17 protein-coding genes and 1 tRNA gene are annotated in these 16,009 nt (G+C 40.3%); 8 read left to right on the top strand and 10 right to left on the bottom strand.

Annotated elements, in window-relative coordinates; translation table 11 throughout:
- Nucleotides 1-367: 367 nt before the first annotated feature.
- Nucleotides 368-1,666 carry a glutamate-1-semialdehyde 2,1-aminomutase gene (hemL, locus tag AAZO_RS12700; protein ID WP_013191567.1) on the bottom strand — a complete coding sequence of 433 codons (1,299 nt, stop codon included), beginning with the start codon at nucleotides 1,664-1,666 and terminating at the stop codon, nucleotides 368-370.
- Nucleotides 1,667-1,860: 194 nt separating this feature from the next.
- Here hemL and hisIE point away from each other — a divergent pair, with 194 nt between their 5' ends.
- Complete coding sequence (gene hisIE / locus AAZO_RS12705) at nucleotides 1,861-2,511, top strand: bifunctional phosphoribosyl-AMP cyclohydrolase/phosphoribosyl-ATP diphosphatase HisIE (protein ID WP_013191568.1); 651 nt, start codon at nucleotides 1,861-1,863, stop codon at nucleotides 2,509-2,511.
- A gap of 139 nt (nucleotides 2,512-2,650) precedes the next feature.
- Here the strand turns inward: hisIE and AAZO_RS12710 are convergent, their stop codons facing one another.
- Entirely contained in the window at nucleotides 2,651-4,366 is a 1,716-nt protein-coding gene (locus AAZO_RS12710) for an iron uptake porin (RefSeq protein ID WP_013191569.1), read from the bottom strand.
- Between the two features lie 951 nt (nucleotides 4,367-5,317).
- Here AAZO_RS12710 and AAZO_RS30255 point away from each other — a divergent pair.
- A complete protein-coding gene (locus AAZO_RS30255; protein ID WP_081462911.1) occupies nucleotides 5,318-5,515 on the top strand; it encodes a DUF2811 domain-containing protein in 198 nt (65 codons plus the stop codon).
- A 588-nt stretch (nucleotides 5,516-6,103) separates the two neighbouring features.
- Here AAZO_RS30255 and AAZO_RS12720 read toward each other — a convergent pair.
- Nucleotides 6,104-6,820, bottom strand: a complete 717-nt coding sequence (locus AAZO_RS12720; protein ID WP_041643064.1) for a response regulator transcription factor — start codon at nucleotides 6,818-6,820, stop codon at nucleotides 6,104-6,106.
- Between the two features lie 699 nt (nucleotides 6,821-7,519).
- Here AAZO_RS12720 and AAZO_RS12725 point away from each other — a divergent pair.
- Together AAZO_RS12725 and AAZO_RS12730 are read left to right on the top strand one after the other, a co-directional pair.
- Entirely contained in the window at nucleotides 7,520-8,146 is a 627-nt protein-coding gene (locus tag AAZO_RS12725) for a CPP1-like family protein (RefSeq protein ID WP_013191571.1), read from the top strand.
- Between the two features lie 775 nt (nucleotides 8,147-8,921).
- A complete protein-coding gene (locus AAZO_RS12730; protein ID WP_013191572.1) occupies nucleotides 8,922-9,215 on the top strand; it encodes a hypothetical protein in 294 nt (97 codons plus the stop codon).
- Nucleotides 9,216-9,493: 278 nt separating this feature from the next.
- Here the strand turns inward: AAZO_RS12730 and AAZO_RS12735 are convergent, their stop codons facing one another.
- From AAZO_RS12735 to AAZO_RS12740, 4 genes are read right to left on the bottom strand one after another with little or no spacing between them, the layout of a single operon-like run.
- Nucleotides 9,494-10,207, bottom strand: coding sequence for a Tn3 family transposase (locus AAZO_RS12735; RefSeq protein WP_049790704.1), 714 nt, complete (start codon nucleotides 10,205-10,207; stop codon nucleotides 9,494-9,496).
- A complete protein-coding gene (locus AAZO_RS35360; RefSeq protein WP_187289483.1) occupies nucleotides 10,191-10,334 on the bottom strand; it encodes a hypothetical protein in 144 nt (47 codons plus the stop codon). The genes AAZO_RS12735 and AAZO_RS35360 overlap by 17 nt, the downstream gene beginning before the upstream one ends.
- 39 nt (nucleotides 10,335-10,373) lie before the next feature.
- Nucleotides 10,374-10,757: a DUF4158 domain-containing protein gene (locus tag AAZO_RS26665; protein ID WP_049790705.1), complete on the bottom strand. Its 384-nt coding sequence runs from the start codon at nucleotides 10,755-10,757 to the stop codon at nucleotides 10,374-10,376.
- 60 nt (nucleotides 10,758-10,817) lie between these two features.
- A complete protein-coding gene (locus AAZO_RS12740) occupies nucleotides 10,818-11,342 on the bottom strand; it encodes a tyrosine-type recombinase/integrase (protein WP_266884769.1) in 525 nt (174 codons plus the stop codon).
- Nucleotides 11,343-11,653: 311 nt separating this feature from the next.
- On the opposite strand from AAZO_RS12740, the gene AAZO_RS12745 reads away from it, so the two are divergent.
- The 4 genes from AAZO_RS12745 (at nucleotide 11,654) to AAZO_RS12760 (ending at nucleotide 13,118) form a co-directional block, all read left to right on the top strand.
- Nucleotides 11,654-11,890 carry a DNA-directed RNA polymerase subunit omega gene (locus tag AAZO_RS12745; RefSeq protein ID WP_013191574.1) on the top strand — a complete coding sequence of 79 codons (237 nt, stop codon included), beginning with the start codon at nucleotides 11,654-11,656 and terminating at the stop codon, nucleotides 11,888-11,890.
- Between the two features lie 81 nt (nucleotides 11,891-11,971).
- On the top strand, nucleotides 11,972-12,463 hold the full coding sequence (locus AAZO_RS12750; protein WP_013191575.1) for a hypothetical protein: 492 nt from the start codon (nucleotides 11,972-11,974) through the stop codon (nucleotides 12,461-12,463).
- A 76-nt stretch (nucleotides 12,464-12,539) separates the two neighbouring features.
- On the top strand, nucleotides 12,540-12,905 hold the full coding sequence (locus AAZO_RS12755) for a DUF1818 family protein (protein WP_013191576.1): 366 nt from the start codon (nucleotides 12,540-12,542) through the stop codon (nucleotides 12,903-12,905).
- A gap of 139 nt (nucleotides 12,906-13,044) precedes the next feature.
- Nucleotides 13,045-13,118 (top strand) — tRNA-Pro (locus AAZO_RS12760).
- A 38-nt stretch (nucleotides 13,119-13,156) separates the two neighbouring features.
- Here AAZO_RS12760 and AAZO_RS12765 read toward each other — a convergent pair.
- The 3 genes from AAZO_RS12765 to gmd form a co-directional block, all read right to left on the bottom strand.
- The gene (locus tag AAZO_RS12765; protein WP_013191577.1) at nucleotides 13,157-13,723 is read right to left on the bottom strand and encodes a 5-formyltetrahydrofolate cyclo-ligase; all 567 of its coding nucleotides are present in this window, start codon (nucleotides 13,721-13,723) and stop codon (nucleotides 13,157-13,159) included.
- 74 nt (nucleotides 13,724-13,797) lie between these two features.
- Complete coding sequence (locus AAZO_RS12770) at nucleotides 13,798-14,742, bottom strand: GDP-L-fucose synthase family protein (RefSeq protein WP_013191578.1); 945 nt, start codon at nucleotides 14,740-14,742, stop codon at nucleotides 13,798-13,800.
- Nucleotides 14,743-14,765: 23 nt separating this feature from the next.
- Entirely contained in the window at nucleotides 14,766-15,845 is a 1,080-nt protein-coding gene (gene gmd, locus AAZO_RS12775) for a GDP-mannose 4,6-dehydratase (protein WP_013191579.1), read from the bottom strand.
- Nucleotides 15,846-16,009: the final 164 nt, after the last annotated feature.

The following is a 16,009-nucleotide window of genomic DNA, read 5'->3' on the forward strand; positions in this document are numbered from 1 at the left end:
TTTCTTCCTATCATTACCCCTCAAAGTGTCTTTAAGAGACCACTAGGTAGGTGCAAATAAATATAACTATATTAAGCAGTGAAAAGGGTAAGAGGAAAAGTTTTTTCCTCTTACCCTTTTCCCTACAAAACTCTACATAGTTCAGTTTAATCCCACCGACTTGCTTATCCTCATCTCCCTTTTCTTTGCTACCGTGTACACACAAGTAATTTAGCCCAGCCCTTAATCAACCCCCCTAACCCCCAATTCTGGTGAGACAAGAATTTTCTAAGTACCCCATAATTGGGGTACTTAGGGGGCGAAATAGGCTGAAACGAAGACAGGTAGCAATTGTGTGTACGCCCTAGCTTTTCTTGGTAGGAAAAGGTTACAGACTAGAAAGCACATCTTTTGCAGTAGCTAAAGTTTTGTCAATATCTTCATCTGTGTGAGCCAAAGAAGTAAACCCAGCCTCAAACTGAGATGGTGCTAAGTAGATACCACGCTCTAACATCCCACGATGGAAACGCCCAAATTTTCCTGTATCACACTTTTTCGCATCTTCATAGTTATGGACTGGCCCGGCAGTGAAAAATAAGCCAAACATGGCGCTGATATGACCACCACAAGCGGCATGACCAGTTTCTTGGGTAATTTTGAGCAACCCATCGGCTAGTTTCTTGGTAATGCGTTCTAGGTACTCGTAACTACCTGGTTTTTGAAGTAATTCCAGTGTTTTAATTCCCGCAGTCATAGCCAGGGGATTACCAGAAAGAGTCCCAGCCTGATATACAGAACCAGCAGGAGCAACCATTGACATGATATCGCGGCGACCACCATAGGCTCCTACTGGCAAGCCACCACCGATAATTTTACCGAGTGTTGTCAAATCTGGTGTAATGCCAAATTTTTCTTGAGCGCCACCGTAGGCAATACGGAAGCCAGTCATCACTTCATCAAATACTAGTAATGCATCATGTTCGTGCGTAAGTTCTCGTAATCCTTCCAAGAAACCAGCATCGGGAGTAATAAAGCCAGCATTACCAACTACTGGTTCGAGAATCACACCAGCAATTTGATTCTTGTTTTCTTCAAACAAAGCTTTGACAGCTTCTAAATCATTATAAGGTGCTGTTAATGTGTCACTGGTTGCTGCTTTGGGAACTCCTGGGGAATCGGGTAAACCCAGTGTAGCTACACCAGAACCCGCTTGAACGAGGAACATATCAGCATGTCCGTGATAGCAACCTTCAAACTTGATGATTTTATCTCGTTTGGTGAAGGCTCGCATTAACCGCAGTACGGCCATACAAGCTTCAGTTCCAGAGTTCACAAATCTGACCATTTCGATGCTAGGAACAGCATCTATCATCATTTCGGCTAAGACATTTTCTAACGCACAGGGTGCCCCGAAGCTGGTGCCTTTTTCCAAGGCTGTATGCAGTGCTGTGATCACTTCTGGATGGGCATGACCGCAAATAGCCGGTCCCCAAGTACCCACGTAGTCGATGTATTGGTTGCCGTCTACATCCCAAATATAGGCTCCGTTAACGCGATCAAATACTATGGGTTGTCCACCGACGGATTTAAATGCACGGACTGGAGAACTAACTCCTCCTGGCATCAGGTTTTGAGCAGCCGCAAAAATTTCTTGTGATTTTGTGGTTTTAATGGTGGTGTTTACCAAGGGTTATCTCCTATAAGTGGTGACTAAATCGAGCTTCTATCTTAGGATAGGGCGAAAAAATGCTTAGAATTTCTATAGTAATAGAATTGATTAAACCAAAAAAAATGACAATAATAATATTATTATTCTTTCTGGTAAACTCCTGTTAGCACCTTGAATTCATTGATTATTGTTAACTTACAAAAGTTTTTGGTATGTCTTCTCCCGAACTGCGAGCGCTACAATCTGCCATCCCTGTTGAAAAAATCCGCTACGATGACAAGGGTTTAGTGGCGGCAATTGTCCAAGATTATCTGGATGGTACTGTCTTAATGATGGCCTGGATGAATCGGGAGTCTTTAGACAAGACCCTAGAAACTGGAGAAACTTGGTTTTGGAGTCGTTCCCGTCAGGAGTTATGGCATAAAGGGGCTACTTCTGGTCATATTCAGAAGGTGCAGAGTATGCGTTATGACTGTGATAGTGATGCTTTACTGATTGGAGTTGAGCAGCTGGGAGATATTGCTTGTCATACTGGGGAGCGTAGTTGTTTTCACCAAGTTGATGGGAAAATAGCCCCTCCACCAGCGGATATGCTATCGCAGCTTTTCCAGGTAATATGCGATCGCCGTGATCATCCCAATGAAAGTTCTTATACCTGTAAGTTATTGGCAGGTGGTGATAATAAAATTTTGAAAAAGATTGGTGAGGAAGGCGCCGAGGTAGTTATGGCGTGTAAAGATGATGATGCTGATGCGATCACAGCTGAAGTTGCAGACCTGTTTTATCATACCCTCGTGGCGATCGCACATCATCAAGTTGACCTAAAAGCTGTATATCGTAAATTGCAAGAACGCCGGAAATAGGACTGGGGAGATGGGGGAGATGGGGGAGATGAGGGAGATGGTGAGGACAATTTATTTTTCCCTCTTCCTTATTTATCCTGATAGCGCAGCGTGGTGTAAGCCTTCTGCCTGCTGCTTTCTGTCTCCAATCCCCAATCACCTAAAAAGTAAAGGTAGTACGCACTAGACCTACAGTTGTAGTTGCGTTGGTGCTATCTCCTTCAGGATTAAACAAGACAAACGCACCAGGGGTAATACTCACATTGTCGTTAATACGAAAACGGTAATAACCTTCTAGATGGTAAGGTGTTCCTCTATTTGTACCTAGTGTGGCTGCACCACTAGCCTGAGTACGATAAAGAGGCTGTCCAAAAATCAAACCTGCATTATTCCCTTTTTTGAGTAAATCATTAAAATGCAAGCCTACCATCCAGCTCGTAAAAGTTGTGGAAGCATCAACAGCAGGAGAAGAATCATCCACAAAAATTGCTGCACCATAACCAGATAAAGCCATCTTTGGGGAAAATCGCCAGGTTGCAGTCCCACCAAAGGAGTTCATCTTTACAGGTGTTCCTAAATCAACTCCAGACAAAGCACCAATGTCACTACTAGTTAAACCTGTGCCTAAAATATTAATTTCGTGATAACTATTGGAGTAGTTTAATCCCACATCTATAGATTTGGTGGGTTTAAAAGTCAGTTGGGTTGCAATTACGCTACTACCACTAAATACACCAGATCCCAAAGGTGTACTACCGTTGCTTTGAGGAATGTTGGCATTAACACTACCATACAAAGCTCTCAAATCCAGTTTTGGTGAAAAACTATAAATAAAACCAGCCGCAGAAGCTAAAGCAGAACCAGAAGTACCACCAGAAACGCGGAGAACAGGGTTTAAATTACCAAAATGGGAAATAGATTCTTGTCCTTCTCCATAAAAGGGAGTAATAGCAGGAAAAGCATCAGAAACTTCCGCCGCAGTCCCCGCAAATAAGGTTAATTTTTCTGCTACAGGAAAGATATACAGCAGTTTATACAGTTCCAGTGAGTTGGCACCAACAGCAGTTAAAGTCTTTACGTCGACTCCAGGAAATTGGGGTTCAAAGCTAGTCCGCGCACTACTAGCACTCAATCCTGATGATAATCCCAAACTACCCTGGAGACTACTGCCATCACTTAAGAAGTTATGAGCTTGTAACCCGGTGATGAGTAAGTCTTTACCTGTGAAACTGGTGGTCAGGTTTAAGCGGACTCTATTAGTGAGGATGATATTAGGGTCACTACCAGAAGCGCCTCCTGTAGCACCAATAGCGGCGATAATGGCTTCACCACTCAACTTAGTTGTTGTATAAAATCTATTAGCCTCAATTTCAGCAGTACGAGCTTCTAAAGCATCTACTCGACCTTTGAGTGTTGCGAGTTCGGCAGAAAATTCTTCTTGCAGTTTTTGGAGAGTGGCTAAATCTTGTTTTGTTAATAAATCACTTGTACTAGAAGCAATTAACTCATTAACTCTATCTAAACAAGCATTTAAACCAGCAGCGAATTCATAACGACTCAACGCCCGATTGCCGCTAAAACTGCCGTTTGGATAGCCAGCAATACAACCATATCGTTCAACTAAAGATTGTAATGCACCAAAAGCCCAATCTTTAGGCTGTACATCTGATAATTGGGACACGGAATTTACCTGTTCAATCTCATCTAATGCAACTACTGGGGTCGCAGATACAGATAAATCATCACTTTGTTGAGTTTGGTTGACACTAGGTAAATCCTGTAGTTGGCTATCAGCAGCCATTGCTTTTACAGTAAATAATCCAGAAAGCAAGCAGAGTAAACCAATTCCACCCGAATTCAGTAATTTTTTTTTCATGGTGACTCCTCACACTTAAGTTTTCATCTAAACTTAAATTTTCATCTAAAATATTTCATATCAAGAGTTAAGATCCCTCTAGGATTGCCAATCAAAGAAATTAGGTATGGACAATTCTAACCTATGGGGGTTTTTCTCCAAAAATACTTAGTTAACTCTGGAGAGTCTTAACATAAAATCTTTGAGCTAAAAAAGTATATTTCTGTCTTTTTGCAGAAATTAGGCGCTGAATATAACTTACTTTTGGTGGTTGCAACCAGTGAGAAGTAAGATTTTTGCAGCAACTAACTGTTTAGTTATATTAAACACTAGTTGTGTCACAAATGGATACAAACAATTATTAAATTTTTCTATACTAAGCCAAGTTTCTAGTTATCTGGTTGTAAATGGCAATTTGTAATTATCCCCCTCTACCACTTCTTAAGATTATTGTACTTAGTAGCCTCTATTGCTATATATAGCTTCCGTAGTTTGCTTAAGCTAAATTGTTACCAAACCTTGATATCTTTGTAATTCTTATCATTAGCTGCAATTATCCTCATTGATTCCACAGAGTTCCCACAGGAACTTTACTAGTTTTCCACAGAAGCTCTACGAACCAATCAAGTCTTACTGACTTACTGGGGATTTTATGCTTTGGTAACTAAACAACATTCATAACTGAACTGAGATTTTATTAAGTTAAGTAACAAAAATATAGCTATAGTCTTGATTATTTCGTCAGTCATTATTTTTTATCTACTAAGTTTTAAAATTTCGCAGCATTGACAAACCAACCCCCTCTTAGCACACAATGATTCGGCTTGCTTTTTTAGTCCGTCCCATCCTTAGCATCGAGTTTGGAAATTATTTACCTCAGATATGAGTGCGGATTGTCAACCTGGCGAACAATTGCTGAAAACTCTTAACGCAAGCAACATCTCTTGATGGGCTTTATAGAAGGAAAATCTTATAAACACAAAGGTTAGTATCTTTACTGAAATCCCTGAAACACTCCAGGAATCCCTAAAAAACTATTTAGAAACTCATCCTGATTGGGATCAAACCCGAGTATTAACTGCGGCGTTATCGCTGTTTTTGCTCCAAAATGGAGATAGCGATCGCTGTGCAGATCGTATCTACTTAGAAACTTTATTTCATGAATGCTGAGTTGGAATATATACAGCCTTAATGTCGCCATAGATTATACATACTTACATTGGAAATGCTGCTATCTGCTATCGATCAGAATGATAGCAGATAGCATGATGCCTAGCGGCTGTCTAGACCCACACTACAGCTTTTGATAACTCTCGTATAATCAGGATTTGAGAATTTGAGCGTGTTCTAATAGCTCTGGCAAATACTGTATGTCCTTGATGGTTTAACCCATCAAGGGCTATTAGTTGAAATTCAGCAGATCAAAAATTTTCATCAACTTAGTAAAATACAGTTGTTTGCCTGAGTGAACACACCGGAAAACAGCATTGGTTTAAAAGCAAGTGCTAAGGGCAGCCAGAACTAAGAGTCGAAATACTCATGAGAACAGACTCTTTTAATATCCAAGAGTTTTGCTAAAATGTTCATTGGTTAGAAATGAACAAACTTTATAATCTACTGAAGATGTAAGCATTCGGCTAATACCTAACGGCACGCTACGCGAACAGGAGTCATCTTTTTCAAGCTAACCCCAAAAATACCTATTTGATAATTAACCAACTTCTCAAATGTTCTGACTCCTGAATTCTTACCTGAAGATTAGGATTTAACGTCTTGCTGCGGTTGAGTAGGACATTCAAATTTATACCCTACACCCCGTACAGTTTGGATTAATGCCGGTTGACCAGCATCAATTTCAATCTTCTTGCGAATTTGACCGATGTGGACATCGACAACTCGCTGGTCTCCCACATATTCATAGTCCCAGACCTCTTGAATAAGTTCTGATCGCCGCCAAACTCGACCTGGATGACTAGCTAAAAAATGTAACAAATCAAATTCTAAAGCAGTTAACGGCACTGGTTGGTTATTAAATGATACTTCCCTCCGTACCGGATCAATCATTAATTTTTCAAAAATCAGGCGTTTTTGTTCTGCGGTCGTCACAACCCGCTGACGCCTCAAAATAGCTGCTACTCTGACTTCTAACTCTCCTAACCCAAATGGTTTGGTGAGATAGTCATCAGCACCTTTAGAAAAACCACGAATTTTGTCGGATTCATCCGTCCGGCTAGTCAGCATGAGTACAAAAACACCATTACGGCTTTGCATGTCTTGGCACAGGTTAAACCCGATGGCATCTGGTAAATTTACATCTAGAATTACCAAGTCTGGGTTAAACTGCTCAAATAGAGCTAGGGCTGCCTTACCATCTTCGGCAGCTTCTACTTGATAGTTCTGTCTAATCAAAAAGCGTTGGATTAAATTCCGAACGGCTGGGTCGTCATCAACTACAAGAATCTTGGCAGCAGCCATGACCATCACTTTACACAAAACTTCATTATGATTAACAAGGTCATTGCGTAAAAACACAATTTCCACTTTGGCACTTATTAAGAATCTACAAAGGCCAGCTACGAGTATCCTGATTGTTCAAATAAACTGTAATCAGAATTATGAAGGATTTAGGCATCAATCTTATGGTAATCAGGTCTGCACTTCAGTATATCTACTAAATGGTTGTTCTGACACTACCTGTGAACCCAGATATTCATAGTAGTGGGGTCAATGAAAGCATCAACATAAACCTTCCAACCTTTAGAAGTGAACTGCAACATCATGATATTTGCGTTGATTCAGCTAATTAGCATTTAAATTGCATTATTCCAATTTCGAGGTAAAAGTTGTAGTAAACACCCCCTGTTAGCATAAAGTGGCATAGAGATAGCTCCTCTGCATCTGCCTACGTAAATGTGCAACTTGGGATTTTAGCAAGCAAAACAGTATTCCTGCTGTTCTATCCAAAAGGCGATGGGATTGATTATGCACTGTACGATGACAATATGTTAAAGTAACTATAGTTAAAATTCGTGGGTCAAACAAACTAACCCGTGCTAATATCCTGTTAAAGGATAAGAACAGGTTGGAACAACTGTTTCGATCAAAATAAAAATTAAGGTTGTTTTTTATTCCACAAAAGACTACCGCTTACCAAGGCTGAATTTACAAACTGCCATGAGCGATCAAAATCCCTACGAAAAACTTGGGGTATCAGAAGATGCTAGCTTCGATGAAATTCAGGATGCTCGCAATCGCCTGTTAGAGCAACATGGTGGTGATGTGAAGTATTTAGAATTGATTGAAGCAGCCTATGATGCAATTCTAATGGAACGCTTACGGATGCGCCAAGAAGGAAAAATTAAAGTACCTGAGCGTATTCGTTTTCCAGAAATGCGAGTCCAATCTCCTCAGAAAGAAAGTCCTATTCCTCGTGAACAGTCACCTATGTGGCTCCAAAGAATGTTGGATCAACCGAGTTTGCCAGAGGTACTGATACAAGGGTCTTGGTATTTGGGTTTAAGTGCTATCACTGTGTTTTTCCCTGCGGCAAGTGATCAGATTTTGCAGTTAGCATTAGTGGTAGGTGTAGGAATCAGTATTTATTTTCTTAATCGTAAGGAAAACAAATTTGGTCGAGGAGTTTTGTTAACATTGGCTGGACTAATTGTTGGTTTAATAGCTGGGGGATTGATAGCTACCTGGGTATTACAGCAAATGCCATTTATCAGTGTGACAAAAAATCAGTTCTCTACGGTTCTGACTTTTATCTTGATGTGGGTAATTAGCAGCTTTTTGCGTTAGTTAAGATTGGATACTGAAATGTGATTCAAACTAAAATATCCCAGACAGAAATAACGTATCAACTAAATCAAGTTAGGGGGTAAAATTGACACTCTCCAGGAAGATAGCCACGGAGATTATTAAGCAGTCCAAAAAGGGACTTTTAAAGGCGTAGTTAATGCATCTCTAGTAACTCCAATGAGATTTAATCCCAATGTCGCCTTTACTTTTCTCAAGATATTCGCTGCCCCATTGTTTGGCTAATGTCTGCCTTGGATGACTTATATGTCCTTCTGATGCCTACTTTCCTTTTTCTCTTAATCTTTTTGTCCGTATTTGATTTGATTTTTTGAGTTCGTCGCTGGCTGGTATTTTTGAAGTTGTTTTGCTATCTATTCCCAAAGGTCTCTCTAGCTCTGCTATCTATTCCCGCAGTGCTGTATTTTCTTGCTCTAGCTTCTCTATTCTTTGATATTTTTCTTCTGGACTAGTGCTTGAACATTACCATCTTTCTTCCCTCATCGGAATATCCCTGACATTCATACCTGGGCAGTTACAATTAAACATTAAGAATGAATACAGCATAAGCTTTTCAGAGATTTGGAATGGGTGGTTTATTTCCGCCATCGTGTACTAATACCGCAAGCTTAAAGTTTCTAACCGGTAGCAAACTGGAATAATATGTGCTAAAATTTACACAGGCTTAGAAGTTAAATATTCCGTATATTCACAATTGTATTATTTTTTTATAAAAGCATACTATGTAGCCCAATAACTTTTAATTATCTTAGGTATTATGAAATCTATTCTACAAACCTACGTAGATCAAGAAATATGGTTATTGATGAGAGATAAATGGTTTTTTGCCACAATTATCAGAGTTTCCGATGAATTGTTGTGGTTTAAACACAGAACTCACAATAAAGAGACAGAAGAAGATACTTTGTGGGAAAGGGTTGTAAAAATCAGTGAAGTAGTTGCTATTGATAAAGTCATATCTGTTATTAGTAGAAAACCGGATGTATTTATGTCCAAGTTATTGGAAGTCGATAATCACATCAATAATCATCAACAAGAACATGAAAAATAAAGCCAGTTGGTGATGCTAGAGCCTGTATAGATAAGACAGCAACCTCTGTGGTATTTGCTGTTAGATATGGTTTTATGTTAATTGGCAAATTTGGGCGAACTTGCTATGGAGTAAGGTAGCGATGCCTATGGCGAGCAAAGCGATCACACTCCATTCAGAAGATTATGTACGATACATGGGAACACCTAGTCTGCGTTGCCGTTTTTGTAACAGAAATAGGGGTAAAGACAAGATATGCGCAAAATTTATCACGATGTAAAGTCTTGTAACAAATTTACTCAGAAGCCTAAATTTAACTTTTCCTCTAGTGCTGGTAGAATCGCATCAAGATCAATCAGATAATCACCAAATGCTTGATCTGACTGGTTAAATAAGGACTCAAAGCCGCTAAATCCTCTTAAACTAATATGTCTCTGATTGAGAAAACTAAGCATTCTTGATGTAATAACGCCTCTCATGTGACGTGCAGCTTGAGTCGCCCCTAGATTGCATCCATAAGTAAAAGTGGTTAATAAATAGCGTTCTGTAGACCGGTCTAATTTTGAATCAGAACTACTCAAAGGACCAAAATTTCGGGTAAAGTTTGTCCAGTAATCCACATCTCTGAGAATATCAATTAAGTTACGGTCTGGCATTGCAGAGATTAAGGCCTCTAAATTTTTGAGAGAAGCACTCTCACGATTAGCTAATGGACTTTTTAAAACAAGTTCTCCTTGCTCGCTAATAATGACAGATGTATTATTCGGATAGCCTAGATCTACTGCCGATGCTGTTTGGGTTAATGAATTTTTTAAATTCTCGACAAAATCTTCAGCCTGAGTAGGAAAGCCTAATTGTTGACAGTATGCTTCAACTAATGGCTGACAGTCGTTCCAAGAAAGTAATTGTTCTCTATAGTCAGCATAAGCCTCACTGTTAAAGACACAAATATCCCCTGACTTTAGTTCAACAGCGACATAAGAAAAAATACAAATCTCAAAATTGAGGCGCATCACCTTTGGTAACATCTTTAGACTGAACTATCACTAACGTTTGCCATTGCTGTGAAATAAAAGATAAATCAACTTCTGTTCCTATCCACTCCCCCCGCCGATGGGAATTAGACAGTAAAATTTCCACGGCTTTAACCAACTTATCGTCACTACTGGTAGATTCTATCTACAGGGATTTAAATACTCGAAAGAATGCACTACGATGACTTTTATAAAATCGCCATAATAAAGGGAAGTAAGAGCGAATCGCTTTTTTATGACGGGATAAAGTTGGTGGATATTGATAGCTAAAACTCCTATCTTCTCGAAGATCCAGTGCCATCCGAATATGCTTGATCATAGTGAGAGGGATGTCTGCTATTTGGGGGAAATAGCCTAATCTCTGAAATACTTTGAGTAAAACTAGCAAATTAAAATAGTTATCTTCCCAAGTCGTAACTTTTAACGCGAATGCTATCTCTATCCTCGTGGGAGTGTAAGTTCTATCGAGTTCATTGGCGGTATAGTACCGTTTGAATCTGGGATAAGCTGTCCGTTCAATTGATGCCACGAGTGAGAGAAAAGATGGTTATTTTCAGTTTACAGGAGCATTGTTATCGCCCCAGAAGGCTCAATCTGTCCAAAACGATTCAAATCTTTGGGGGGACATCTGCGTGTAGCGAACTGTATGGTGAATATTTTTGTGTCCTAAGTAGTCCTGAATCGCTCTGGTATCATGACCCTGTGAAGCAAGATAATAGCCACAAGCATGACGCAGTTGATGAGGATGAACAGATTCGTTAAGTCCAGCTAATTCTCCGGCTCTGGCTATAATGTGAGGGATAGTTCGGGTGGACAGGGGAGCTTTGCGCTCGGAGACGAATACATACTGGGTTTCAGGATAATCTCGTTTAATCTGACGTAATGCGCTCAATTCAGGAGCGCGTAGGGGATGAATGCTATCATGCCCATGTTTTACTCTTCTTATCTCTATATAGCCATCGTTCAAATCAATTTGTGACCATTTCAGAGAAACTAACTCTGCCGTGCTAAGCCCATGCCGAAACATCAGTAAAATAATGGCTGCATCTCGAACTCCGTGCGTTCCGAATGAATGCGCCGCTTTGATCATCGCTTCCACTTCCTTTGGACGCAAATATTCCCGCTCTCGCTTTGAAGCTACTTTGACAGGGGGAGGAGGGTGAGAAACCATCTTTGCCGAAAAGGGAAGCTGGGGTGGTTGAGTAAGAATGGCTGAAAGCTTTATTATCTGTTTCTCTCTCCATCAAACATTGCCTAAATTGAACCCAACTAGGCAATGTTTGAAAGACATAAATACATGACTACTTTACACAACTTTATATCGTGATAAATTTTGCGCGTATCTTGTCTTTACCCCAAATACAGTTGCGATTAACCCCTACTGACTGGTGCTATTCTGGGATAGAATCCCAACAACCACTAATTATGCTCAAGCGTTCCAAGTTCGAGACAACCCAGTCTCAGATTATGCATCGGGCTGAGGAGCTTATTAGCGCGGCCTCAAATCGCTATCGGATCACAGTTCAAGTGGCGAATCGTGCCAAGCGTCGGCGTTATGAAGATTTTGAGAATAATGAAGATGCAATGATGAAACCCGTACTCAGAGCAATTATTGAGATGTCTGATGAAATGACTCAGCCAGAGATTATCGGCGAATTATAACTACTGATAGGGTATTGGAGATTGGGAAGAGTTTTGTCTCTGTTCTCAGTTTCCAGTTCCCTTTTTGCACTACACAATAATATGAAAAAGAAAAAACTTTTATTTGTACGGTTTAACTTAGGACTGATCACTGGTTTAATCACAGTTAGTTTCATTACTTTAGGTTCAGGAAGTGCAAATTTTTTCACTATTTCACCTGCAGTAGCTCAGAGAATTAGTCCTAGTGATGTTTGGCAACTGGTGTATACACAATTACCAGATATGCCAAAAGAAAACCTATACAAAAATAAAGATACTGGAAAAATTGCTGAAAATAACACCTTAGCAAGTCGTTTCATTCGCTATCACATTTATGTCAAAGGCAGATACCCCATATATCGTTTAGATTGGAAACTCACCTTAGCTGATTACCTGGATGCCAATGAAACAATATATGAAGCATCATATCCGGGTAATGATTCCTTAAAGCAAAATCCCTTAGAGGGGGATTGCACCGCCATAGCTAAACTCACCCGCAAACAACGCAACAGCCTAGTCCAAGTCCTTGTAAATATCTTTAACCCGCCATCTTAAATATATATCTCCTCACATCCAACTAATCAACCCCTCAGCATTTTACTTTGCGTTCCTCTGCGTTGAAAAAATAATCATGCAAAGAGTCATCAAAAGCGGAATAGGTTGGCGTATAGGCTGGAACCCAGACGCATCAGAATTCAAAGGCTTAGTTGGTACAGACGACTGGGCGATAGAATTCACCGAACTTGAATTAAACGACTTTTGCCGCTTATTCAATCAGCTTGCAGACACAATGAAGCATTTAGCCACAGAATTAATGGAGCAAGAAAAAATTGCCTGTGAAGCAGAAAGCGATTTATTATGGATGGAGGTAGAAGGCTATCCCCAATCCTATAGTTTACACTTCATCCTCAATACAGGGCGGTGTGTAGAAGGAAAATGGGATCCTGAAGCTGTACCAGAATTACTGCAAGCTACAGAAATGCTGAAAGTTTTTTAATTTTTTTGAATAAAAGGCTTGCTATTTTCTTGGAACTTGTGTTACTCTCGTAAGAGTGACTTAATTAAGTTTAGATTCACAAATTTGGAATAAACCCCCAATCCAAAATCTTAAATTGAGAATCTAAAAGTTAAGTTAACGGGGCGTAGCGCAGCTTGGTAGCGCGCCACTTTGGGGTAGTGGAGGTCGTGGGTTCGAATCCCGCCGCTCCGATTTAAAATCAGTTATTCAAACAATAGTAATCACTGAACTTAATATACGACTGTTTCAGTGACAACACCTTTTAATGGTTTATCCCAATTATCAATTGGTAGTTGGGATAAATAAGCGAAATCAAAGACGATTCCTATGGTGGGTATTTTCGCCCAAGTGGGAGAAGTCAACAAACGGTCATAATATCCACCACCATAACCTAAACGGTATCCTTGGCGATCGCAAGCTACACTGGGGACGAGAATTAAATCGACTTCAGCAGAATTGATGATTGGCGCTTCTGGGTGTGGTTCAGGAATTCCATAATTGCCCATTTGGGGCATATCATCCGGTTGCCATAAGTGCCAAAATAGGGACTTACCAACACAACGGGGAAAACCCCAGCGGCGTTGAGAATCGCTAAAAAGTGGGCCAATATCAGGTTCTTGACGAAAGCTGAAATAAGCCAGGATAGTAGTTGCTTGGTTAAAAATAACAGATGTTTGGAGTTGAGAAGAAATGCGATCGCTCTTTTCTCTCCACTCTGGAACAGTCATATATTGACGAATTTTCAGCAAACTACGGCGGAGTTCTGTCTTCTTTAGTGGTGAATCAACTTTTTGCAATGTTCAATTTTCAATGTTTTGAATCAAAGTTTTTTAGGGTTTAGCACTGCTAAACCCCTACACATAAATTTTTCTTACACAGCGTTGTGACGATACCAATCAATGGTATTTCTGAGCCCTTCTTGGAAACTGACTTGAGCAGTAAATCCAAAGGCTTCCTTCGCTTTTTCCGTATCTAAACAGCGTCGTGGTTGTCCATTAGGTTTGTCAGTTTCCCAAACAATCTCCCCTTCATACTCCATCAACTCACAAATCAGATTAATTAAATCGCGAATGGAGATTTCATCACCCGTACCCAAATTAATGGGTTCAGATTCATTGAAAAACTGAGTACCCATAACAATACCCCGTGCCGCATCTGTGGAATACAGAAACTCGCGGGTAGGAGAACCATCACCCCAAACAGGAAGTTGCTTTTCTCCCTGAATTTGGGCTTCGTGAACTTTACGAATTAAAGCCGGAATAACGTGGGAACTACTGGGGTTAAAATTGTCTTCAGGCCCGTATAAGTTCACAGGTAGCAAGTAAATACCATTAAAGCCGTACTGCTGACGGTAGGATTGTAGTTGAACTAACAGCGCCTTCTTAGCCACTCCATAGGGGGCGTTAGTTTCTTCTGGATAGCCATTCCACAAATCTTCTTCTTTAAAGGGGACTGGGGTGAATTTAGGATAACTGCAGATTGTACCAACACAGACGAATTTTTCTAAACCCACTTGATAAGCAGCATGAATTAGGTGGACTCCCATCATCAAGTTATCGTAGAACAACTCTGCAGGTTTTTCGCGGTTTAGACCAATACCACCAACATGAGCAGCTAAGTGAATGACTATATGTTGTTGGTCAACTGCACGTTGGCAATTTTCCCATACTCGTAAATCACAATTGTACGATCGCGTAACTGTAATCTTCTCACGGTCAGCCCCAGCTTTGCACAGTTGATCTATCACTTGACGACCTAGAAAACCCGAACCACCAGTGACAAGAATGCGTTTATTTGTTAGTTCTAAGGCAGTCATATTTTTATCCTTAGCAGTGTAAATCAAAAGTGGAGAGCACCTAGTTCCTGACGAATAGTAGCAATATCTGGGGGTTGTTGTGAACCATTGCCATTAGGGGAAGTGTAACCCAGTGCCTGTAAATCAGCTTCTACCATCAAAGAAACCAGTTCTTCAAAAGTAACTGAAGGTTTCCAACCTAACTGCTGCTGTGCCTTAGTAGGATCACCAATTAACAAATCTACTTCCGCAGGTCTTAAATACCTTTGATCAAACTCCACATAATCTTCCCAATTGAGATTCACATAACCAAATGCTAATGCCAAGAACTCCCGCACTGAGCGAGTTTCACCCGTAGCAATCACGTAATCATCTGGCTCGTCTTTCTGCAACATAAGCCACATGGCTTTTACATAATCTTTAGCATAACCCCAATCACGTTTGGCATCCAAGTTGCCCATATATATACTTTTCTGTTTGCCAGCCACTATGCGAGCAACTGCTCTCGTAATTTTACGGGTAACAAAGGTTTCACCACGCCGGGGTGATTCATGGTTGAAAAGAACACCATTACAAGCAAATAAGTTGTAAGATTCTCGATAATTTACTGTTTGCCAGTGGGCATAAACTTTAGCACAAGCATAGGGACTACGGGGATAAAAAGGTGTAGTTTCACTTTGGGGTACTGCTTGCACCAAGCCATACATTTCTGAAGAACCAGCTTGGTAGAAACGTACTTGAATACCTGTGCGTTGTTGATAGTCACGGATGGCTTCTAACAAACGTAAAGTTCCCATTCCGACCGAATCTACTGTATATTCTGGTGAATCAAAGCTAACTCTGACATGAGACTGAGCGCCTAAGTTATAAATTTCTGTAGGTTTGACTTCTTCTAAAATCCGGCGCAGAGTAGTACCATCTGTTAAGTCACCATAGTGAAGTAATAATTTTACCCCAGCTTTATGGGGGTCTTCATAAATATGATCAATGCGGTCTGTGTTAAAGGTGGAAGTGCGACGAATAATCCCATGAACTTCATAACCTTGTTCTAGTAAAAACTCGCTCAGATAAGAACCATCTTGACCTGTAATACCAGTAATCAACGCTCGTTTTTGTTGCGTCATACCCAATTATCCCTTGGTTTTGAAGTTGTAAAAGTTACAGATCATTTCAGCCAAATTAGCAAATCATGGCTAAAATTGCCTGATTGTAAATATACGAGTCTTAATTGCTAAGTAGGAAGGCACAAAAAAACCGTAGACGCGCAGCGGCTTGTCGGAGAGTAGTA

This window comes from 'Nostoc azollae' 0708 (assembly GCF_000196515.1).
Classification (GTDB): Bacteria; Cyanobacteriota; Cyanobacteriia; order Cyanobacteriales; family Nostocaceae; genus Trichormus_B; species Trichormus_B azollae.